We start from the raw sequence: 21,747 nt of genomic DNA, 5'->3' as shown, positions 1-21,747 counted from the left end.
GGGGGTTTTTACTATGGAGGAAAAGAAAAAACAAAAGAAGAAGGCTTACAATCCCCATCAGATGAGTAGAACCTCCAATGTTATTTTGAATGTGCTGATGGCTATACTTGCCTTTGTTTGTATTTTTCCTTTCATTTATGTCATTATCATTTCTTTTAGTGACAAAAGCAGTATTGCATCGGAAGGATTTCAACTTATACCAAGCAGTTGGAGCTTGGAAGCTTATCGATACTTATGGTCTATCAAAGACGCTTTATTTAATGCATATGCTGTGACGATATTAGTAACAGTGCTAGGAACGATCATTAGTGTGATGTTAATATCTTTTTATGCTTACGCGATTTCTCGTAAAGAATTTCAATATCGAAAACAGTTTACATTTATCGCTTTCTTTACGATGTTATTTAGTGGAGGGCTAGTTCCAACATACATTGTTATCACACAAATGCTGAAACTTCAAGACACGATTTGGGCACTCATCTTACCACTGGCAATTAACGCTTTTTGGATCATCATGATGCGAACGTTTTTCAAACAATCGGTTCCAGAAGGTGTGTTGGAGTCAGCACGAATTGATGGCGCAAGTGAACTTAGAATTTTCTTTCAAATTGTGTTGCCGTTATCTTTACCAGCGATTGCAACTATCGCATTATTCAGTACATTAGGTTATTGGAATGACTGGTTTAATGCCTTATTGTATATTGAAAATCCAAATCTAGTACCATTGCAGCATTTCTTAATGAAAATTGAGAATAACTTAGAATTTTTACGTAACAATCCATTGATTTCTAACCAGGTACAATCGACAGCCAGTATACCGAAAGATACAGCACAAATGGCGATTGTCGTAGTATCTACATTGCCGATTGCACTAGCCTATCCATTCTTCCAACGTTATTTTGTTGCAGGTTTAACTGTTGGTAGTGTGAAAGAGTAGGGCAAAAATATATAAAATAAAAGGGGTAATGAATGATGAAAAAGACATTAGTAATGATGCTTGCATTGATCATGAGTTTTTCTGTTTTTCTTGCTGCTTGTGGTGGTAACGACGATGACAGTAGTAACAGTGGCAATTCAGGTAATGATGGCGATGAGCCGTATGAAATCATTTGGTATACCATTGGTACACCGCAAAAAGATACGGACAAAGTATTCGAACATTTGAATGAGTATTTAGTAGATAAAATTAATGCAACAGTGAAAATGACCCAAATTGATTGGGGAGACTACATGAAAAAAATGCAAATCAAAATCAACTCTGGTGAGAAGTTTGATATTGCATACATTGCTGGATCAGAATATTTATTAAATGCACGTAAAGGTGCTTTTCTTGACATGGGAGAATTACTAGATCAATACGGTCAAGAAACAAAAGCGATTCTAGATCCTGCTTTTCTTGAAGGACCTCTAGTAAATGGTACATTGTATGGACTTCCAGCAAACAAAGAAATTGGACAACAAAGTGTATACCTTTTCAACAAGTCATTAGTAGAAAAATATGAAATGGATATTGCTTCTATCAACTCGCTTGCTGACTTAGATCCTTACTTAGCAGCAGTTCAACAGAATGAGCCGGATTTTCAACCGATGGCAACATTCAAACCTTACTTACCATTTGACTATATTTTAGGAGATGAACTTCCATTTGCTATTCGTTTAGATGGAGATCAAACTAAAATTGTCAACTTCTATGAAGAGCCTGAAACGATGGAAATCTTAAAAGTAATGCATGACTACTATGACAAAGGTTATTTAGTAGGGGATGCAGGAACAAGTGATGATCCATGGCCATTAGAAGTAGAAAACTGGTTCGTAAGAAAAGAGATGTACCAACCTACAGCAGAACTTCAATGGGCACGTAGTGCTGGCTATGACCTTGTCATGCAACCGATGCATCAGCCTATTACATTTAACGGTTCATTAATGGGGTCGATGCAAGCAATCTCTAGTACTTCTGAAAATCCACAAAAAGCGATGGAATTTTTGAACTTATTGAATACAGATCCATATGTACGTGCAACCGTAGATAAAGGTATTAAAGGGGTTCACTATGAAGAATTAGAAGGTGGAAAAATTAAAGATATAATGCCAGCTCGTGATAACTATCGCGTACCGACGTATTCTTTAGGAAACCATTTCATTCTTCCATTGTATGAAAATGATCCGGAAAACAAATGGGAATTGTTCCAAGAGTTTAACGACGACTCTATTGCTGCACCGACAATTGGTTTTTACTTTGATGCAGAAAATGTAAAAAATGAAATTGCAGCAATTGAAAATGTTAGAGGAGAATTTGCAAAAATCATTTTACACGGTGCAGTAGATCCTGAAGAATTTATTCCAATGGCTACAAAGAAATTTGAAGATGCTGGTATGAATGTAGTCATGGAAGAGATGCAAGCACAATATACTGCATGGCTAGCAGAGCAAGAATAAGTAATTTTCATTTCTTCTATAAATAAGAACAATGATAGTTGTGCGGGTGATCCATGTATCATCCGCACTGCTATAATCAAAGCGAAAGGAATATATCATGTTGCATAATAGTATAAAAAAAGATACAGCTTTACGAGATAAGATGTATGAGATTGTAAAAGCGAAGCCAGACCATGAAGTAAAATATACATTTCCAACTGATTTTTGGTGGGGATCTGCTTCTTCTGCAACGCAGATGGAAGGAGAAGCGAATAAAGACGGTAAAGGACCGAATATATGGGATTATTGGTATGAAACAGAGCCTGAATTATTTCATAACAAAGTAGGTCCTCAACATACGTCAGATTTCTATCGACGGTACCGTGAAGATATTGCCAACATGAAATATATTGGTCATAATAGTTTTCGTTTTTCCATTTCTTGGTCTCGATTATTTCCCAACGGTTTCGGAAAAGTAAATTCCCATGCGGTTGTTTTTTATAACAATGTGATTAATGAATTGATTAAAAATGATATTGAGCCTTTCGTTAATTTATATCATTTTGATATGCCGCTAGAATTGCAAAAGATTGGTGGGTGGGAAAACCGATCCGTTATCGAAGCATACGAATTATATGCGTATACGTGTTTTGAATTGTTCGGAGATCGAGTGAAAAAATGGTTTACGCATAATGAACCGATTGTACCTGTAGAGTGTGGTTATTTATACGGATTTCATTATCCAGCTGTTGTGGATTTTCAAAAAGCAGTACAAGTAGCGTTTCATTCCATGCTTGCTAGTGCAAAAGCCGTACAATCATACCGTAAAATGCACAAGACCGGCAAAATCGGCATTATTATTAATCTAACGCCTTCGTACCCAAGAAGTGATAATCCTGAAGATGTTAAGGCCGCTCATATCGCTGACTTATTATTTAATCGTTCATTTTTGGATCCTTCTGTAAAAGGAGTATACCCGCAGGATTTGATTGATTTGTTGAAAAAATTGGATTATATGCCTGAAATACAACCAGGTGACCTAGAAACGATTCAGAATAATACGATTGATTTGTTAGGCATTAATTATTATCAACCACGGAGAGTAAAGGCGAAAGAAAAGCTTATTGAAGAGGGGTCGCCGTTTTTACCAGAGCATTTATTTGACCACTATGAGATGCCAGGACGGAAAATGAACCCTTACCGTGGATGGGAAATTTATGAAAAAGGAATGTATGATTTACTTATTAATATTAAAGAAAACTACAACAATATTGAATGCTTCATTGCAGAAAATGGTATGGGTGTAGAGGATGAAGAACGTTTTCGTGATGAACAAGGGGTTATTCATGATGATTACCGCATTGAATTTATGAAAGAGCATTTAAAGTGGCTTCATCGTGCTATAGAGGAAGGCGTAAATGTAAAAGGATATCACCTTTGGACCTTTATGGACAACTGGTCTTGGTTAAATGCGTATAAAAACCGATATGGATTTGTATCTGTTAATTTAGACAAAGATGGAGAACGAACGATTAAAAAAAGTGGGTATTGGTTTAAATCCGTAGTTAGTCATCATGGCTTTAATTAAGTTAAGATGAAGGAGGATGCGACAGGACATCATGACATACTATGCTGTATTTGATATTGGTGGCACTTCTGTAAAACATGCCGTCATAGATGAGCAGGGCAACTTTCACAGTGAGAATAAAATGCAAACACCTAAGCCAGGTAATGATGAAATATATAAAATACTTACGGATCAAATAGAACAAGATAAAATAAATTATAAAGTAAAAGGAGTCGCTTTAAGTGTACCGGGCGCGGTAGACATTCATACTGGTCATGTGTATTATACGGGATCAGTCATGGATTTTATGGGACAAAATATGAAAGAAAAACTTGCATCCGTTGGCTTGCCTATTGAATGTGAGAATGATGCACATTGTGCTGCATTAGCTGAAAAATGGCAAGGAAACGCTATAGATGTGAACAACTTCATTTGCATTACAGTGGGTACAGGGATTGGTGGTGCACTTTTTTTAAACGGTGATATTTATCGTGGGAAAAGAGGTATGGCAGGGGAAGTTGGTCTCATGATGCTGCATAATCCGTCTTACACTTTACCAGAGCAACTTGCTAACGTGATCCATACAGAGACATTAAGTAGATTGGGATCGACATGGAATTTACTAGATCGTCTTCGCAAAAAAAATATACATGTCACAGGTCAGGAAGTATTTAAGCTATATGAAGCCCAGCATAAAGATGTACGTAAAGAGTTGGATGCGCTCTATAATGCTTTGGCGGTTGGCATTTGCAATATAGCGCATAGTATTGCACCAGAAAAAATCATCATTGGTGGCGGGATTAGCCAGCAACCTTCATTTCTACATCCCATAAAAGATAGAGTGACCAACATTGCTCCTACATTACTAGAGTGGATGGAATTGGAACATTGTAGATTTTATAATCAAGCGGGACTGGTTGGGGCGTTGTATCACTTTTTAAAGATGCAAGCGAAATTACCAACCATAAATGACTTTCAAATATAAGCTAACGCAACAGGGAGGAGTATACACATGCTATTTGGTTCGATAGAAGCGGGAGGAACAAAATTCGTATGTGGGATCGGAAATGAAAAAGGAGACATTTTAGAGAGACTCTCTCTACCAACGACTACACCGGAGGAAACATTAGCAGGGTGTGAACACTTTTTTGAAGGCAAGGACGTTTCTGCCATTGGCATTGGCTCATTTGGACCAGTGGATCTAGATCCTTCAAGTGCAACATACGGTCATATCATGAATACACCGAAGTTAGCGTGGAAGCATTTTGACCTTTTTGGTGCAGCAAAGTTGCGCTGGAACGTACCTATTGGACTAGATACAGATGTGAATGCAGCCGCATTAGCAGAGAGTAAATGGGGTGCAGCTGCCGGATTACAAAACTGTTTGTATATTACGGTTGGAACAGGTATTGGAGCAGGTGCAGTGGTGGATGGACAGATGCTCAAAGGTATTTCGCATCCAGAAATGGGACATATACTTGTACGCAGACGTCATGACGATACGTATAAAGGTGGATGTCCATATCATACAGACTGTTTAGAAGGCTTAGCAGCAGGGCCAGCCATTGAAGCTCGTTGGGGCAAGAAAGGAGTCGAATTACAGGAAGATCATAAAGTATGGGAATTAGAAGCGTTTTATTTATCGGAAGCACTTGTGAACTACATCTTAACGCTAGCTCCCAAAAAAATTATTATGGGCGGGGGTGTAATGAAACAACGACAGTTATTTCCACTTATTCATCACCAAGTACAGCAAAAACTAAACGACTACGTTTTCTTTTCACAGTTAACTTCTGAAAAAATTGCTGATTACATTGTACCTCCACAATTGGAAGACAATGCAGGAATTAAAGGCGCAATGGCAATTGCACAACAAGCTTATGACGAGACATCTTAAAAAAATGATCACGCAGTATACTTATCTGACCTCCAATTTAAGGGAGGTTTTTTTATGCAAATATCTTGTAAGGCACACTAAATTGCAGTAAGATAATATTAAAACACGAATATTATATGATAAGAGGTGATCTAATGTTCGGTAATTACCGTACTAAAAAAATATTGTTGCTTGGGTCAGGGGAATTAGGGAAAGAAGTAGCAATAGAAGCACAGCGTCTTGGAGTGGAAGTTGTTGCTGTCGATGCTTATGATCATGCACCTGCTATGCACGTCGCTCATCGTTCTCATGTGATTGATATGCTAGATGCAGTACAGTTGCGTCATGTCATAGAAAAGGAAAAACCAGATTTTATAGTACCTGAAATAGAAGCAATCGCAACGGAGGAATGTTTAAAACTAGAGGAAGAAGATTACCATGTCATTCCTACAGCGAAAGCCGCATATTTAACGATGAATAGAGAAGGAATTAGAAGACTAGCAAGCGAAAAACTAGATTTGCCGACAGCGAATTACCGTTTTGCAGAAACGTTAGAACAACTTATTCAAGCGGTGAATGAGATGGGCATGCCATGTGTCGTCAAACCAATCATGTCTTCTTCAGGTAAAGGACAAAGTGTCATTAAAAGTGAAGGGGATATTGAAAAGGCCTGGCAACTGGCACAGAGTGATAAGCGTGGGAAAGGCGAGCGTGTCATTATAGAGCAATTCGTACATTTTGAATCGGAAATTACCTTGCTGACAGTAAGGGCGGTGAACGGGACATTCTTCTGCCCACCTATCGGTCATATCCAACAACAAGGTGACTATGTTGAATCGTGGCAACCTCACCCTATGTCAAAAGCGCAACTAGATCAAGCACAAGAGATGGCACGTAAAATGACAGAGGAACTAGGTGGATACGGATTATTTGGTGTGGAACTCTTTCTTACTGAAGATGGAGTAATATTTAGCGAAATCTCACCTCGTCCTCATGATACGGGCATGGTCACGATGGTAAGCCAGGATCAGTCTGAATTTGCACTGCATGTGAGAGCCATATTAGGCTACCCTGTGGAAAACATCGAAGTCCAGACACCTAGTGCTAGTGCTGTCATTAAAGCAAAAGAGGTGAGTGATGGGTACAGATTCACCGGCATGGAACAAGCATTACAAGTCCCAAGCAGTCAACTTAGATTATTTGGTAAACCAATAACGAAAGTAGGCAGAAGAATGGGCGTTGCACTTGCAAAAGGAAATACGATAGAACAAGCAAGGGATCGAGCGAAACAAGCAGCAAATAGGATTCAAATTCATACTGTTTAGAGACAGTGGACATCATTTATTGTTGATCTTGCATCATACCAGTTTACATCGTTAAAATACAGGTGCATAAACGAGAGTCTCTCGCATATATTTTCATTAATTTAGTAGCATCGGGAGGATGTGAAATATGAAATATGTAGCTTTAGGGGACTCATTGACCGTTGGTGTGGGAGATATATTAGGGGGAGGTTTTGTCCCTATTTATAGATCGATGGCACAGCAATATTTCAATAGAAATATTTTATTGTATGACATTGCTGTATCTGGTGCAACAACAGGAGATTTACTTGTTATTATAAAAAAAAATAAACAAGCTCGAGAAGAAATAAGATCAGCAAACATCATTACGATAAGCGCGGGTGGTAACGATCTGATTAATGCGGCAAAATTATATATATCGAAGGAGAAAAAAGATCCATTTCGCCCTTCTCTATCTAGTTGCAAAGGGAACTTTGGTGATTTAATTGGCATCATTAATCAGTTAAAGCGTGAGAGTAATGTCCCTTATATAATTCGAACGATGAATCTATACAATCCATTTCCACAAATTAAAATGGCAAAACATTGGGTGAAGCAATTTAATCTTTACATTGCTAAATTTCAAAATAAATGCAGTAAGATGGCAGATGTGTATACTGCTTTTAAAGGAAACGAGAGCCAATTGCTCTCCGCAGATCGTTTTCATCCGAATGGTCCTGGTTACGAGCTGATCGCCTATAAACTTCATCAGCTTGGTTATAAACCTTTAAGTTAAAGTAGAGAAACGATGACATTAAGATGTCATCGTTTTCTTTAGCAGTTAACAACGAAATATTTAAGCACACGATTTCCTACTTGAATCGTTGTTGTACCCGTATTTGCCGTATCGGCAGTGATACTGAGTGTATAAATCCCAGGTGGTGGATCAATAGTAGTATGCTTAAGATTGAGTAGCATGCAGTTCTGTATTTGCGGTGTTACCGCTAACTGACCGAAATTTAAAGAACGCTTAAACTGTTTAATGACAGCTCCTGTAGGGTCACTTAAAGTTAGACTAGCGTTTAATTCTACATTGGTGTCTTGTTCATCCTGAAATATATAACTAAAAACAACTTCACACAAGGCTTTAAAGCAGGCTTTGCCAGGGAATGCAGGAATGTTTAATAACAATATATCTTGGGTTACTCCTGGTGTTAAACCGACAGTGCCCGTGAGTTGTGTCCCTTCCTTCAGTGCTTGAATGGGTCCAGTCGCGCCTGTTGCCCCCGTTGCTCCAGTAGCTCCAATAGCCCCAGTATTACCGGTTGCTCCAGTAGCTCCAGTTTCCCCAGTATTACCCGTCGCGCCCGTCATCCCTGCTACACCAGTATTACCTGTGCCTCCAGTGACCCCTGTGAGACCCGTCGCGCCAGTAGCTCCCGTAATGCCCGTTGCCCCTTGGTTTCCTGACATCCCGGTCATTCCTATGCCTGTTACACCCGTGTTTCCAGTATTCCCTGTCGTGCCCATTTCTCCGTTACTTCCACTCGCTCCAGCACTCCCTGTAGCACCAGTTGTGCCCGTCGTCCCTGTCACACCCGTCGTCCCTGTCATCCCGGTTGCGCCTGTTGGTCCATTTGTCACTCGCAGTAACTCGACCGCATCGATAATCATGTCTACCGCATCAAAGGTAGACGTCTTAACAAATGTTAATACTGCTGTGGTTGCAAGTAATGGAACGGTATCGAGATTAATGTAGATGGTTTTAAAATCCCCGACCACTGCATTCGGTAAATTTCGTTGTAAAATAGTAAATGATTCACTGGAGAGCGGCATCATGCCATCGTCGAAGTATTCAATAGTGACTGAAAGTGCAGCAGAAGATAATGCGCCTCCCCCTTTATTAGCAGCAGAAAATAATAATTCATATTTTTCTCCTGGTACAACAGGAATAGAGGATTGCTGTAAAAACACCGGGTCTACTCCACCAGGTAACACTACAGCATAAGATCCATATAAATTAGGACTGTTTACGGGAGTGGGTGGGTTGAAAAATAATTGTACGTTCGCAGCAGGTACTCCTGTAGTCCATGGTGCAAGCAATCCAGTTTCAAAACCTCCATTCATAACTAAATTATGGATTGAAGTCAATACACTACCTCCTTTTTATGAAGCTAGTATATTGTATGTGTAACAATGAAAATTGCTTGGGTACCCCACCTTGAAATAAAAAACGATGACATTAAGATGTCATCGTTTTCTTTAGCAGTTAACAACGAAATATTTAAGCACACGATTTCCTACTTGAATCGTTGTTGTACCCGTATTTGCCGTATCGGCAGTGATACTGAGTGTATAAATCCCAGGTGGTGGATCAATAGTAGTATGCTTAAGATTGAGTAGCATGCAGTTCTGTATTTGCGGTGTTACCGCTAACTGACCGAAATTTAAAGAACGCTTAAACTGTTTAATGACAGCTCCTGTAGGGTCACTTAAAGTTAGACTAGCGTTTAATTCTACATTGGTGTCTTGTTCATCCTGAAATATATAACTAAAAACAACTTCACACAAGGCTTTAAAGCAGGCTTTGCCAGGGAATGCAGGAATGTTTAATAACAATATATCTTGGGTTACTCCTGGTGTTAAACCGACAGTGCCCGTGAGTTGTGTCCCTTCCTTCAGTGCTTGAATGGGTCCAGTCGCGCCTGTTGCCCCCGTTGCTCCAGTAGCTCCAATAGCCCCAGTATTACCGGTTGCTCCAGTAGCTCCAGTTTCCCCAGTATTACCCGTCGCGCCCGTCATCCCTGCTACACCAGTATTACCTGTGCCTCCAGTGACCCCTGTGAGACCCGTCGCGCCAGTAGCTCCCGTAATGCCCGTTGCCCCTTGGTTTCCTGACATCCCGGTCATTCCTATGCCTGTTACACCCGTGTTTCCAGTATTCCCTGTCGTGCCCATTTCTCCGTTACTTCCACTCGCTCCAGCACTCCCTGTAGCACCAGTTGTGCCCGTCGTCCCTGTCACACCCGTCGTCCCTGTCATCCCGGTTGCGCCTGTTGGTCCATTTGTCACTCGCAGTAACTCGACCGCATCGATAATCATGTCTACCGCATCAAAGGTAGACGTCTTAACAAATGTTAATACTGCTGTGGTTGCAAGTAATGGAACGGTATCGAGATTAATGTAGATGGTTTTAAAATCCCCGACCACTGCATTCGGTAAATTTCGTTGTAAAATAGTAAATGATTCACTGGAGAGCGGCATCATGCCATCGTCGAAGTATTCAATAGTGACTGAAAGTGCAGCAGAAGATAATGCGCCTCCCCCTTTATTAGCAGCAGAAAATAATAATTCATATTTTTCTCCTGGTACAACAGGAATAGAGGATTGCTGTAAAAACACCGGGTCTACTCCACCAGGTAACACTACAGCATAAGATCCATATAAATTAGGACTGTTTACGGGAGTGGGTGGGTTGAAAAATAATTGTACGTTCGCAGCAGGTACTCCTGTAGTCCATGGTGCAAGCAATCCGGTTTCAAAACCACCGTTGACAATGAGGTTTTTAATACTTACCAAATCTTCATTCCTCCTTTCTCTTTCTTTTACTTTTTGTTAACAGTCTACAATTAAAGCTTTTAATATTCTGTTCCCAATGATAAATCCACTGTCAGCTGGAATGCTTGTAGTAGGCGTTAACACTAGTTCATAAAGAAATTCTCCGATTGGAAGGGAATTAGGTTCTGCGGAATGAAGTAATTGTAATTCAAAACAGTTGTTAACTCCTGGTGGGAAAATACTGAATTGAAGTATCTCTTTAAAGGTTTTAATCTCTGTGGATGTGGCATTAGTAACAAATAAAGATAATGTACCGCCTGCAGCATATTGTGGTTGCGTAACACCAGTAGATGACATAATTTGCAATTCGCTTAAAGCTTGGAAACATACCTTCTGATTAGGTTGAACGTCTAGTGTTAAACCTAAAATCGTAATCCCTTCATTAAATGTTAAACCTACAAGAGGGAGTGCTTGTTGTATTCCTTCCTTAAACACTTGCGGTCCCGTCGGTCCCGTCGGCCCTGTTGGTCCCGTCGGTCCAGTTGCCCCCGTCGGTCCCGTCGGCCCCGTCGGTCCGGTCGATCCAGTTGCCCCTGTTGGTCCCGTAGGTCCTGTAGCCCCCGTCGGTCCGGTCGCTCCGGTAGGTCCCGTCTGCCCCGTAGATCCGGTCGGCCCAGTCGGCCCAGTAGCCCCCGTCGGTCCCGTCGGTCCAGTGGCTCCTGTTGGTCCTGTAGGTCCAGTAGCCCCCGTCGGTCCCGTCGGCCCAGTAGGTCCAGTCGCTCCGGTAGGTCCCGTCGGCCCTGTAACTCCCGTCGGCCCAGTAGGTCCAGTGGCTCCTGTTGGTCCTGTAGGTCCCGTCGGTCCGGTTACTCCTGTTAATCCGCCAGGAACAGCCAGCAATTCAACCGCATCTATGACCATATCCGCAGCATCAAACGTTGCGGTTTTGACTAATGTTAATGTTGCAGTAACACAACCACCTGGAACAGGTTGCAAATTACGATAAATTGTTTTGAAACAACCTTCTTCTGCGTTAGGTAAATTTTTCTCTAGTATGACGAAACTCTCTGATCCAATACTCATCCCATTGGAAAAGTACTCGATAATGACAGTTAATGAAGCAGAAGACAGTGCCCCTCCCCATTTGTTACCGACAGATAAAATAAGCTCGTATTGTTCGCCTTCCACAACGGGGATGGACGATTGTTGTAAAAAAATAGTATCCAATCCACCTGGTAATACTGCTGCATATGATCCATATAGGTTAGGAGAGTTTACAGCAGTTGCAGGGTTGAAAAACAGTTCCACCACAGCAGGTGGTGCTCCTGTTGTCCATGGAGCAAGACTGCCTGTTTCAAAGCCTCCATTTGTAATCAAGTTCGTGATTGAAGCCAATATATTACCTCCTTTTTATTAAGCTAGTACAGTGTATGTATGGAAATGAATTTTGCTTGGGTACCTATGGTTTGAAGCAGAAATTGATGCAAATGGAGTGGGGGAAGATACAACAGAAATAAGCCCATTTATAATAAATGGACAGATAGTAGTGGCAAATATATTAAGATGTAAATACCTAGCATCTCATTCGTTTATTCATCGTGCACAATCCTAACTGTAAATAGTCTCCACAGGGATAGAAAATGTTTTGCACGTGTTCTGTATATACGTGTCCAATTGCTCTGCTGGATGGTGTATCGCCTCACCGTGACAAATTTCTAATCTTTTCGGTTGCAACTGTTCGATGATCGTACTGCTTTTGACCGCCTGCTTCATATCTGCTGTAAACATAGGCATCGGGCGATGAAGTTGCCTTTTCTTCGAAATAAATAAATCTCCAGCTAGCAGCACATTATCTTCATGATGGTAGTAGACGACATGACCTGGAGAATGTCCAGGGGTATGATAGGGAGTCAGTCCAAATAAGGACATCAACGCTCCAGTATGTTGATGTGAGGGCAATGATGTTGTTAAACCTTTTTGTACGGTTTGTTGGGCTTTTTTTCTTCTAGGATAAGGATTTTCTCCTTCCATGTATGTCAATTCATCATGATGTGCATAAACAGGTACAGGGTATGTTGTCCTTATTTTATCAATGGCGCCCACATGATCGGAGTGACCATGTGTTAGAAGAATAGCCTGCAGTTCCCCTTGATGATGCTGTTCTATTGCTTTTACTATTCCTTTGGCCATATTACTAATTCCTGCATCCACTAAAACCATGCCTTCTTTACTTTGAACAAGCCATACGTGTATAGGAATGAGCATCCAACTTTTTAAACTCCATATATGTTTCGAGATTTTGCTAACTTTTACTCTCATCACTTGTTCCTCGTTTCTAACTTTTGTTTAAAACCAAGTAATAACAGATGGAAAGATTCCTTAAATGTTGCCTCAAGTCTACTTAATAATTGTTGCGGAGTTTCCTTGCTATGTTGGTAGGTAGTAATTAACCCCCACAACATGTAAAAGTATATTCTAGTAAAAGAGAGCAACTGAGCATCATCAGGTTGTAGTGAAAGAGATAGCTGAAGTGCTTGTTGTAGTTGATCAAAAATATTATTTCGCAATAAAGTTAAGGCAGAAGTACTATGTTCATCTACTCGTTCAGCGTTTTCTGTGAAAAAAATGGTGTATACATCCTTATGTGTAAAGCAAAATGTAATAAACAATAAACTTATATCCTCTATGATTGAATCACGTTGCATCGTTTTATGATGCAGCATGTGAAACATATCTGTTTTAAGCTTGTTTAATGGCTGTTTCGAGATGTGTAGCAATAATTGCTCTTTATCTTTGTAGTACAAATAGATGGTGGTGTGAGAGCACTCCGCTTCTTTTGCGATTTCCCGAATGGTCACATGATTGAAGCCTTTAGCTGCAAATAGTTTTGCTGCTGCAATTTCTATGGCTAGTTTCGTCTGTTGTGACCGTTGTTTTTGCTGCATGAAGTTGCTCTCCTTTTCTTTTCATATTAAAGAAATAACCGATGGTTAGTAACCGTTGGTTATATTATAACCATTGGTTATTTTTATTGTCAATGATATAAAACGCTGTAATTGTTAATAACAATAAAATAAAGTGTTTCAGCTGGGCTGTTGTACATTAAGGTGATTATCGTATGTAAATAAAGGGAGTAGACATATGTTACATATGGAATATGGTAAAGTTACAGGCATTATAGCGGAACGTGAGGGTCTCCAAACAGTAGAAGTAACGATGAAGAGTGGTGTACATACTGCATTGCATTATAGTGATACATTTGGGAAGTTAAAGATAGATGACGACGTCGTGTTAAATACGACAGCAGAAAAATTAAAACTTGGCAGCGGAGGCCATCATTTTGTAATGCATGTCGTTAAAGACGTGCAGATACATAAGAAAGAAGATAGAAATGAAAAAGAGGAATGTGACGCTCCACTTTTACAAAAGCATTTAGGTCATATTATGAAAATGCGATATACCCCTTATCAACAAAGTGTACTTACTGCAGAAGAGCAGGATAGCCCCTATCACGCGATGTTAAAAGAGAAGACAGATTTAAATCGTATGCCAGTTTTAATTGGTGAATTACATAGTATGTTGCCGATTGCATGTTGCTGGTTAAAAAAGCAGGAATCCAAAACAAGTAGAAATGTTAAAATAGCCTATATCATGTCTGATGGAGGTGCGCTTCCGCTTTCGCTTAGTGATCATGTAGCGACTTTAAAACAACTGGGATATGTTAACCATACGATTACATACGGTCACGCATATGGTGGGGATATGGAGACAGTAAATAAATTTACTGCGCTTATGGCAGCAAAAGTAATATGTAAAGCAGACATCATCATATGCTGCATGGGACCCGGATGTGTTGGGACAGGGACAAAATATGGTTATAGTGGAATAGAAACAGGAGAACTGGTCAATGCTGTTTCAATTTTGGGGGGAACGCCTATTGTTATTCCTCGCATGAGTTTTGCTGATGGTAGGTCAAGACACTATGGAATAAGCCATCATGTTTTACACAGTATGAGTGAGATAGCATTAAGAAAAGCCGTTATCCCTATGCCGAACATTCAGAACCAGGAAAAAGCACAGTACGTGCGACAACAATTAAGTGACCACGCTTTAATGCCTTTGCATCACATAAAATGGATGGAAGTAGCAGGAAATGAGCTGCTGCAAGCTATAGAGCATTATCCGAAGACGCTAACGTCAATGGGTAGAACGTATCAAGATGATCCTATTTTTTTTGCTGCAGTCGCTGCTGCTGCTCAGTACGGTTTGGATCTAATACTTGGGAAAGCTTAACATGAGGGGAGCTTGTCCGTACTAATTGATTAAAATAAGCTTTAATTTGCCAGGACTTTCCTACTAGATACAACGTTTTTTTGGATTGAACTTTAATCATTGTATTCCCTCCATTTTTAAGGTTTTAAGTCCATTTTCATTTATTATTCCCATTTTCACCTTGCTTAGGATCATGATGAAATAAAAATGCAGTAACGCATGCTTATTCTACATTTTTCAGACTTTAGTTTCTCAGCGACAATTGTCCGCTCTATGACTATAATGAGTATATGAATAACACTAAAAAATATGACTACCGTTAAGGAGAGAATGAAAATGGATGAGCGCAAAAACAAATATGAAGAGAAAACAACGCAAATTGAACCGATATATGATGGAAAGGTTATTTCGTTGCAACTGGAACATGTATCGTTGCCAAACGGAAATACATCGATAAGAGAAGTAGTAAAACATCCTGGTGCAGTCGCTGTGCTTGCTATTGTAGATAATAAAATGCTCGTCGTTCACCAATACCGTAAGGCATTAGAGCGAAGCATTATCGAAATTCCAGCAGGAAAGATTGATCCAGGAGAAGCATTGGAAAAGGCGGCAAAAAGGGAGTTAGAAGAAGAAACAGGATTTATCGCACAATCGTTGACGTTGATTAGTTCATTTTATACTTCGCCTGGTTTTGCCGATGAAAAAATATATGTGTACTTTACGGATGAAGTCCTAAGCGGAGAGATGGATTTGGACGATGATGAGTTTCTAGATTGTGATCAAATTACATTGCAGCAGGCGAAACAATATATCGCAGATGGAGACATTCAAGATGCTAAAACCATTTTTGCCGTTTATGCATGGGAGAAATACATATTAACAGGCACCTTAACATGAACCGTTATTTTGCTGATCTTCACATTCACATCGGTGTAACCGAGAAGGGACAAGCGGTAAAAATAACAGGAAGCAAGCAGCTTACCCTTTTTAATATTCTAGAGGAAGCTTCGGACCGCAAAGGGATGGACATCATCGGGATCATTGATTGTCATTCCCCGGGGGTACAAGCGGAGTTGCAAAGTTATATAAATAGAGGGGAGATGCATGAGCTTGCAGGTGGTGGCATTCGCTTTCGTAATACGACATTATTGCTAGGTTGTGAAATGGAAGTGAAGGAACCGGGCATGGGTCCCGTACATGTATTGGCATACTTTCCAGACTTGAAGACAATACAGCAGTTTACTACCATGCTTCGTTCTCATGTGACCAACGTGCATCTCAGTTCACAGCGGGTGTACATGCCGTCTAAACAACTCCAGCAAGAAATAGTAGATGTGGGAGGCATGTTTATTCCCGCACATATTTTCACTCCGTTTAAGAGTGTATATGGAAGCGGTACCGATGAAATGCAAAAGCTTTTTGATATGAAACATATTCACGCTGTTGAACTTGGTCTGAGCGCAGATACGACAATGGCTTCTTATTTGTCTGAACTCGATGATGTAACTTTTCTAAGTAATTCTGATGCACATTCTGTAGGTAAAATCGGTAGAGAATATAATGAATTGCAACTGAAGGAAGCTAATTTTCAAGAGTGGGTTAAAAGTGTCAAAAGAGAAGATGGAAGGAAGGTAACAGCAAATTATGGATTGAATCCTAAACTAGGCAAGTACTATCGAACGTGCTGCAGAAGTTGTGGAACTGTCTTCACTGGAGAAGAAGGTATTACGGATGGCTGTCCTACATGTCACCGTCAGCATATCGTATGTGGGGTAAAGGATCGTATTTTGAAGATAGCTGATCGTAAGGAGCCTAAGATTGCTAGTCATCACCCTCCTTATTTTCAACATATACCATTATCATTTATACCAGGAGTAGGTTCAAAAACTTTGGAAAAGTTGCTAGATCATTTTGGCACGGAAATGAATATCATTCATCGTGTTCCATATGAAAAATTAGCTGAATGTGTGAAGCAAGACATAGCTAGCAATATTGTAAAAGCTAGAAAAGGACTGCTTGATGTTAACGAAGGTGGCGGCGGAGTATTCGGGAGGATAAAAGGGTAGTTTTGCTTTGCAAAACTTGTAGTCCTCATCCTTACGAAGTAGTTTTGCTTCGCAAAACTTGTAGAAATAAGATTTCACTTTTTTTCTCATCCTTCCGAAGTAGTTTTGCGAAGCAAAACTTGTAGTCCGAAATCAGTGAAATAAGATTTCACTTTTTTTTCTCATCCTTACGAAGTAGTTTTGCGTTGCAAAACTTGTAGTCCGGATCCAGCTAAGCGAGCTTAGCTTTTTATCCTCTTTGCTTACGAAGTAGTTTTGCTTCGCAAAACTTGTAGTAATAGTTTCTCTTTCTGTTCATATATTAATAGTATAGTAGAACAATGGGAGGAATGGGATAATGCAATTACTCAAGCAGTTAAAGCAAATATGGACTAGTCAAATGCCAATTACTATTTTTATATGCGTGCTATTTTTAATGGGAGCTATTTTTGGAGCACTGATGGTTCAATCTCTTTCACTAGAGCAAGAGAATGCGCTGATGTCTGATTTTGCAACTTTTATGCAAAATGTTTTAACAGGGGAAGCAGCAACAGGGTACTCTCCTTCTTTTATGCACGTGTTCTCTTCTCATATCACATGGATTGTCCTTATTTATGTATTAGGTATTTCCGTTATAGGGTTTCCTCTTATTTTTATCGTTAATTTTTTAAAAGGAATTTTAGTAGGGTTCTCTTTCGGTTTTTTAATGGAACAACTTTCTTGGAAAGGAATTGCATTCGCACTTGTTACGGTTATCCCACAAAATCTAGTTGTCATACCAATTATCATTTTAGGTAGTGTATTGGCTGTTACTTTTTCTCTCTCACTTTTTCGAAGCCTTGTTATGAATCGAAAGTCATCTCCTAGCCAACCATTGCTACTTTACTCCATGACGTATCTACTTTTTGCTTCCTGTCTCTTTGTCGTTGCTTTACTTGAAGTATTCCTTACTCCAGTCTTGACGGAGTGGATTAGTGTCATGATCAAAAGTTAATGATTAAGGATATATAAATAACTTAATAAATAAATGTAAGTATAACAATAGTGAAATTTAATGATAAAAGGTTAAAATGATTATTTTTCATACTTATGTAACATTTTGTACTTTTTTGTAGAAACTATTGAGATATTGCATGATATTGGTATAGAATGTTTCTAATGTGAAAATTTCTCCATCTTATGGTTAGCGTTAATAAGTTGTCTGGATAAATTCATTCAACTTACTAATAGAAATGATGGAGCACAGTTTTAAGCATCAGTAGCCAGGCGTAAAGGTGGTGATGAAGAAAGTTTAAATAAAAGAGAAAAGGAGGCAGATGATTGGAAACGAAAACAGAACAAAAAGCAAAACCTATGTATCATATACTGACTAACCGAAATTTTCTATATGTTTTTTTAGGAAACTCCATAGGTCACTATACTTTTTATTTTTTTATTTATGTACTTCCTTTTGTAATATATGAAATGACAAATTCTCCATTTGCCATGAGTACGATGAGAGCGATAGAAATGATTCCACCTATTTTACTAGGTTTGGTTATCGGGGTCATTATAGATCGATATAATCGAAAAATGATTTTATTGTTATCTATTGCATTGCAAGTGCTTTGTATCACGTTCATTGTCGTCGGTATGTATCAAAGTTTTATTACGATTTGGATGATTTATGTTGTTGGTTTTTTTGTTTTTTTGTTTAGTAATATGTTCAATAATACATATCATTCTATTATTCCTCAAATTGTGGCCAAAGATGAATTAACAGAAGCAAATTCACTTCAGATGATGATTATGAGTATTTTCCGTATTGCTGGCCCTGCTGTCGTGCTGAGTATAGTTGCCTTAATAGGATATGAGCAAGGTTTTATTATTTGCATTATAGGTTTAGTTCTTCTTTTTACTTTTGTTACCTTGCTCCAGTTAGATTCAATAGAGAAGGAGGAGCAGCCTGAAAAAAAGGAAAAGAAAAGTTTTGTAAAAGATATAAAAGAAGGGTGGCACGAGCTTACCTCTAATAAAACATTATGGACACTTACGCTCATTATACTGGGATTAAATATTTCCCAATCAACGACCGGTGCTGTTTTTATATTTAATGTAATAGATAATTTAGAAGCAGAGATCGGACAAGTAGGATTAGTTCAATCTGTGACGGGAATTGGAGCGTTACTAGGCTCTTTACTGGCAAGAAAAACGAAAGAAAAATTTAATAGGGGACAAGTCATGCTCTTTATGATGACCATATCATTCACATCACAAATTATTTATTTTTTAGCCCCTAATTATATAATATTAGCATGTGGTACATTTTTAATGGGCTCATCGGTTTCCATCGTTAACATTCATTTTATGACGATAAGACAGGAAACAACGCCAAATCATTTGTTAGGAAGAGTATCTGGAACGACACTCATGCTTTCCAATTTAGCTATGCCAATAGCGTATTTATTAGTTGGTGGAATTGGGGAATGGGTTAACGTAAAATATATGTTTCTTGTATCAGCTTCCATTACACTTTCTATGCTGTTTGTAGCTTTCAAAGCTAGGATTTCTAGATTTACATAATGATTGTATTTAAACGTTTTGTGGTTGGTTTCTGTGGTGGATTGGAGTGTTATTTATAATCATTCTAAAAAAGTTGACTTTACCCATCTTCTACTCATATAATAGAGTTATACATGGCAAATCTACAGCATTTTTTGACGTTGTTGTGAGATTAGGGGGAGCGAAATGGAATCACGCATTGAGAAAATAAAACAAGAGCTACACGGCAAAGGGTATAAGTTAACTCCACAGCGGGAAGCAACTGTGCGTGTGCTGCTTGAAAATGAAGAAGACCACCTCAGCGCAGAAGATGTTTTTATGTTAGTAAAAGAAAAAGCTCCGGAAATCGGACTTGCAACGGTTTATCGTACGTTGGAATTGCTTTCAGATTTACATGTAGTGGAGAAAATGAATTTTGGTGATGGAGTAGCAAGATATGATTTGCGTGGAGACTCCAGCAAACATCATCACCATCATCTTATTTGTGTACAGTGTGGTGCTGTAGACGAAATTATGGAAGATTGGTTACTTCCTTTAGAAGAAAGATTAGAACGAGAATTTCAATTTACTGTAGTAGATCATCGTCTTGATTTTCAAGGCATATGTCATAGATGTAAAGCAGGCAAAGATAAATCAGAGGAAGAATAAAAAATACTCTTGTACTTTATTATAATAAAGCGCAAGAGTATTTTTAATCCCAATTCATTTGAGTGTTTAACGTAAAATCCTTAAAATAATCAATATATATATAAAACAGATGAAGAAATAATGAGATATAAGTTTACGCCTCAGTACCCAGGCGTAAAGATGATGTATGTAGTTTCTTCATCTTATGTATAGCGGTAATAAGTAAGTTCATTCAACTTATCTATCAGATGTAGAAGTTCCTACATCTTATTTAGTGAGCTTAAAGCCGTTAAGCCTTACTTTTGAAAGCGATTACGTTTAGGCTCATCCATGCTTTAAGTATAGTAAGCAAAGTATTTGTATATATTGCAGGATTACATTGTTATGCATTCAATAAACGTTATGGAGGTTTTCATCATGATAGTAGGTGTACCCAAAGAAATTAAAAGTAATGAACATCGTGTTTCGCTTACTCCTGCAGGAGTGAATGCTATCGTACAAGCAGGTCATAAAGTGATGGTAGAAAAATCTGCTGGGGAGGGCAGTGGATTTTCTGATCATGATTACATATTACAAGGTGCAACGATAATCAGTACGGCTGAGGAAGTGTGGCAACATGCTGAAATGATCTTGAAAGTAAAAGAACCTCAAGTTAGCGAATATCCTTATTTCAGAAAAAATCAGCTTTTGTTTACATATCTTCATCTTGCCGCAGAAAAGCAATTGACAAAAGCATTAATGGAGAAAAATGTAACGGCCATTGCTTATGAAACGATACAATCAGCTAACGGTTCCTTACCTCTTCTCACTCCAATGAGTGAAGTGGCTGGCAGAATGTCAGTGCAAATTGGTGCACAATTTTTAGAAAAATATTATGGTGGAAGCGGCACATTACTAGGCGGTGTACCCGGAGTATCCCCAGGAAAAGTAGTGATCATTGGTGGAGGCATTGTGGGAACAAACGCTGCTAAAATGGCAATAGGACTTGGTGCACATGTTACAATGATTGAGCGAAGTACAGATAGGATGAGATATTTGGACGATATTTTTCAAGGTAGAGTGGAGACATTAATGTCCAACGAATTTCATATTACAGAAGCCTTGAAGCAAGCAGACTTAGTCATCGGAGCAGTCCTTATCCCTGGAGCCAAAGCACCAAGATTAGTGAAAGAATCTATGATTGCACAAATGAAAAAAGGTTCGGTTGTTGTGGATGTAGCCATTGATCAAGGAGGCATCTTTGAAACGATTGATAGGGTGACTACCCATAGTGATCCTGTGTTTGTAAAGCATGATGTCATTCATTATGCTGTAGCGAATATTCCTGGCGCGGTTCCACGTACTTCTACTTTTGCACTAACGAACGTCACACTGCCTTATGTGATGGAACTTGTTCAACATGGTTTTGAGCATGCAGTGAAAAACAATGAGAGCTTGTACCATGGAGTAAACACATGGAATGGTCAGTTAACCTACGAACCTGTTGCACAATCGTTACAGCTGCCATATGAGCGTTTGCAAGTTTGATTTCGCATAACAATAAATACCCTATACCATTTACAC

The 21,747-nt window shown here is 39.1% G+C and carries 19 protein-coding genes; 14 read left to right on the top strand and 5 right to left on the bottom strand.

What is annotated here, in order from left to right; genetic code table 11:
* Positions 1-61: 61 nt before the first annotated feature.
* From D1Z92_RS04810 to D1Z92_RS04780, 7 genes are all read left to right on the top strand, one after another.
* Positions 62-937: a carbohydrate ABC transporter permease gene (locus D1Z92_RS04810; protein ID WP_370741222.1), complete on the top strand. Its 876-nt coding sequence runs from the start codon at positions 62-64 to the stop codon at positions 935-937.
* Between the two features lie 32 nt (positions 938-969).
* On the top strand, positions 970-2,436 hold the full coding sequence (locus D1Z92_RS04805) for an ABC transporter substrate-binding protein (protein WP_128894524.1): 1,467 nt from the start codon (positions 970-972) through the stop codon (positions 2,434-2,436).
* A gap of 142 nt (positions 2,437-2,578) precedes the next feature.
* Positions 2,579-4,003 (top strand): 6-phospho-beta-glucosidase GmuD, encoded by a 1,425-nt coding sequence (gene gmuD / locus D1Z92_RS04800; protein WP_128894574.1) that lies wholly within the window; start codon positions 2,579-2,581, stop codon positions 4,001-4,003.
* A gap of 16 nt (positions 4,004-4,019) precedes the next feature.
* A complete protein-coding gene (locus D1Z92_RS04795) occupies positions 4,020-4,967 on the top strand; it encodes an ROK family protein (RefSeq protein ID WP_128894523.1) in 948 nt (315 codons plus the stop codon).
* Between the two features lie 27 nt (positions 4,968-4,994).
* The gene (locus D1Z92_RS04790) at positions 4,995-5,879 is read left to right on the top strand and encodes an ROK family protein (protein ID WP_128894522.1); all 885 of its coding nucleotides are present in this window, start codon (positions 4,995-4,997) and stop codon (positions 5,877-5,879) included.
* Between the two features lie 134 nt (positions 5,880-6,013).
* Positions 6,014-7,183, top strand: a complete 1,170-nt coding sequence (gene purT / locus D1Z92_RS04785; RefSeq protein ID WP_128894521.1) for a formate-dependent phosphoribosylglycinamide formyltransferase — start codon at positions 6,014-6,016, stop codon at positions 7,181-7,183.
* A gap of 127 nt (positions 7,184-7,310) precedes the next feature.
* Positions 7,311-7,937, top strand: a complete 627-nt coding sequence (locus tag D1Z92_RS04780) for a GDSL-type esterase/lipase family protein (RefSeq protein ID WP_128894520.1) — start codon at positions 7,311-7,313, stop codon at positions 7,935-7,937.
* Between the two features lie 38 nt (positions 7,938-7,975).
* On the opposite strand, the gene D1Z92_RS04775 is transcribed toward D1Z92_RS04780, so the two are convergent.
* The 5 genes from D1Z92_RS04775 to D1Z92_RS04755 form a co-directional block, all read right to left on the bottom strand.
* The gene (locus D1Z92_RS04775; RefSeq protein WP_206099709.1) at positions 7,976-9,292 is read right to left on the bottom strand and encodes an NTTRR-F1 domain; all 1,317 of its coding nucleotides are present in this window, start codon (positions 9,290-9,292) and stop codon (positions 7,976-7,978) included.
* Between the two features lie 111 nt (positions 9,293-9,403).
* Positions 9,404-10,720 (bottom strand): NTTRR-F1 domain, encoded by a 1,317-nt coding sequence (locus tag D1Z92_RS04770; RefSeq protein ID WP_128894519.1) that lies wholly within the window; start codon positions 10,718-10,720, stop codon positions 9,404-9,406.
* A 36-nt stretch (positions 10,721-10,756) separates the two neighbouring features.
* Positions 10,757-12,094, bottom strand: coding sequence for an NTTRR-F1 domain (locus tag D1Z92_RS17950; RefSeq protein ID WP_128894518.1), 1,338 nt, complete (start codon positions 12,092-12,094; stop codon positions 10,757-10,759).
* Positions 12,095-12,307: 213 nt separating this feature from the next.
* The gene (locus D1Z92_RS04760) at positions 12,308-13,018 is read right to left on the bottom strand and encodes an MBL fold metallo-hydrolase (protein ID WP_128894517.1); all 711 of its coding nucleotides are present in this window, start codon (positions 13,016-13,018) and stop codon (positions 12,308-12,310) included.
* Positions 13,018-13,644, bottom strand: coding sequence for a TetR/AcrR family transcriptional regulator (locus tag D1Z92_RS04755; RefSeq protein WP_128894516.1), 627 nt, complete (start codon positions 13,642-13,644; stop codon positions 13,018-13,020). Before D1Z92_RS04755 ends, D1Z92_RS04760 begins: the two co-directional genes overlap by 1 nt.
* A 196-nt stretch (positions 13,645-13,840) precedes the next feature.
* On the opposite strand from D1Z92_RS04755, the gene D1Z92_RS04750 reads away from it, so the two are divergent.
* The 7 genes from D1Z92_RS04750 to ald all read left to right on the top strand — a co-directional run bounded on the left by D1Z92_RS04750 (position 13,841) and on the right by ald (position 21,711).
* Positions 13,841-14,992, top strand: a complete 1,152-nt coding sequence (locus D1Z92_RS04750; protein ID WP_128894515.1) for a DUF3866 family protein — start codon at positions 13,841-13,843, stop codon at positions 14,990-14,992.
* A 315-nt stretch (positions 14,993-15,307) separates the two neighbouring features.
* On the top strand, positions 15,308-15,868 hold the full coding sequence (locus D1Z92_RS04745) for an NUDIX hydrolase (RefSeq protein WP_240666571.1): 561 nt from the start codon (positions 15,308-15,310) through the stop codon (positions 15,866-15,868).
* The gene (locus tag D1Z92_RS04740) at positions 15,865-17,037 is read left to right on the top strand and encodes an endonuclease Q family protein (RefSeq protein WP_240666570.1); all 1,173 of its coding nucleotides are present in this window, start codon (positions 15,865-15,867) and stop codon (positions 17,035-17,037) included. Before D1Z92_RS04745 ends, D1Z92_RS04740 begins: the two co-directional genes overlap by 4 nt.
* Positions 17,038-17,374: 337 nt before the next feature.
* Positions 17,375-18,010 (top strand): stage II sporulation protein M, encoded by a 636-nt coding sequence (gene spoIIM, locus D1Z92_RS04735; RefSeq protein ID WP_128894512.1) that lies wholly within the window; start codon positions 17,375-17,377, stop codon positions 18,008-18,010.
* A gap of 326 nt (positions 18,011-18,336) precedes the next feature.
* Positions 18,337-19,578: an MFS transporter gene (locus tag D1Z92_RS04730; RefSeq protein WP_128894511.1), complete on the top strand. Its 1,242-nt coding sequence runs from the start codon at positions 18,337-18,339 to the stop codon at positions 19,576-19,578.
* Between the two features lie 165 nt (positions 19,579-19,743).
* Positions 19,744-20,205, top strand: coding sequence for a ferric iron uptake transcriptional regulator (fur, locus tag D1Z92_RS04725; RefSeq protein WP_128894510.1), 462 nt, complete (start codon positions 19,744-19,746; stop codon positions 20,203-20,205).
* A 396-nt stretch (positions 20,206-20,601) separates the two neighbouring features.
* Positions 20,602-21,711, top strand: coding sequence for an alanine dehydrogenase (ald, locus tag D1Z92_RS04720; protein WP_128894509.1), 1,110 nt, complete (start codon positions 20,602-20,604; stop codon positions 21,709-21,711).
* The last annotated feature ends 36 nt before the right edge of the window (positions 21,712-21,747 follow it).

Origin of the sequence: Longirhabdus pacifica, assembly GCF_004115085.1 — a bacterium.
Classification (GTDB): domain Bacteria; phylum Bacillota; class Bacilli; order Paenibacillales; family DSM-105158; genus Longirhabdus; species Longirhabdus pacifica.
This window is presented reverse-complemented; position numbering and strand designations above follow the sequence as displayed.

What these genes read in the sequence shown, in the direction of transcription:
- spoIIM (WP_128894512.1), top strand. Translation starts at nt 17,375, where the DNA reads ATGCAATTACTCAAGCAGTTAAAGCAAATATGGACTAGTCAAATGCCA.
- D1Z92_RS04810 (WP_370741222.1), top strand. Translation starts at nt 62, where the DNA reads ATGAGTAGAACCTCCAATGTTATTTTGAATGTGCTGATGGCTATACTT.
- D1Z92_RS04750 (WP_128894515.1), top strand. Translation starts at nt 13,841, where the DNA reads ATGTTACATATGGAATATGGTAAAGTTACAGGCATTATAGCGGAACGT.
- D1Z92_RS04740 (WP_240666570.1), top strand. Translation starts at nt 15,865, where the DNA reads ATGAACCGTTATTTTGCTGATCTTCACATTCACATCGGTGTAACCGAG.
- ald (WP_128894509.1), top strand. Translation starts at nt 20,602, where the DNA reads ATGATAGTAGGTGTACCCAAAGAAATTAAAAGTAATGAACATCGTGTT.
- fur (WP_128894510.1), top strand. Translation starts at nt 19,744, where the DNA reads ATGGAATCACGCATTGAGAAAATAAAACAAGAGCTACACGGCAAAGGG.
- D1Z92_RS04805 (WP_128894524.1), top strand. Translation starts at nt 970, where the DNA reads ATGATGAAAAAGACATTAGTAATGATGCTTGCATTGATCATGAGTTTT.
- D1Z92_RS04745 (WP_240666571.1), top strand. Translation starts at nt 15,308, where the DNA reads ATGGATGAGCGCAAAAACAAATATGAAGAGAAAACAACGCAAATTGAA.
- gmuD (WP_128894574.1), top strand. Translation starts at nt 2,579, where the DNA reads ATGTATGAGATTGTAAAAGCGAAGCCAGACCATGAAGTAAAATATACA.
- purT (WP_128894521.1), top strand. Translation starts at nt 6,014, where the DNA reads ATGTTCGGTAATTACCGTACTAAAAAAATATTGTTGCTTGGGTCAGGG.
- D1Z92_RS04780 (WP_128894520.1), top strand. Translation starts at nt 7,311, where the DNA reads ATGAAATATGTAGCTTTAGGGGACTCATTGACCGTTGGTGTGGGAGAT.
- D1Z92_RS04760 (WP_128894517.1), bottom strand. Translation starts at nt 13,018, where the DNA reads ATGAGAGTAAAAGTTAGCAAAATCTCGAAACATATATGGAGTTTAAAA.
- D1Z92_RS04795 (WP_128894523.1), top strand. Translation starts at nt 4,020, where the DNA reads ATGCGACAGGACATCATGACATACTATGCTGTATTTGATATTGGTGGC.
- D1Z92_RS04790 (WP_128894522.1), top strand. Translation starts at nt 4,995, where the DNA reads ATGCTATTTGGTTCGATAGAAGCGGGAGGAACAAAATTCGTATGTGGG.
- D1Z92_RS04755 (WP_128894516.1), bottom strand. Translation starts at nt 13,644, where the DNA reads ATGCAGCAAAAACAACGGTCACAACAGACGAAACTAGCCATAGAAATT.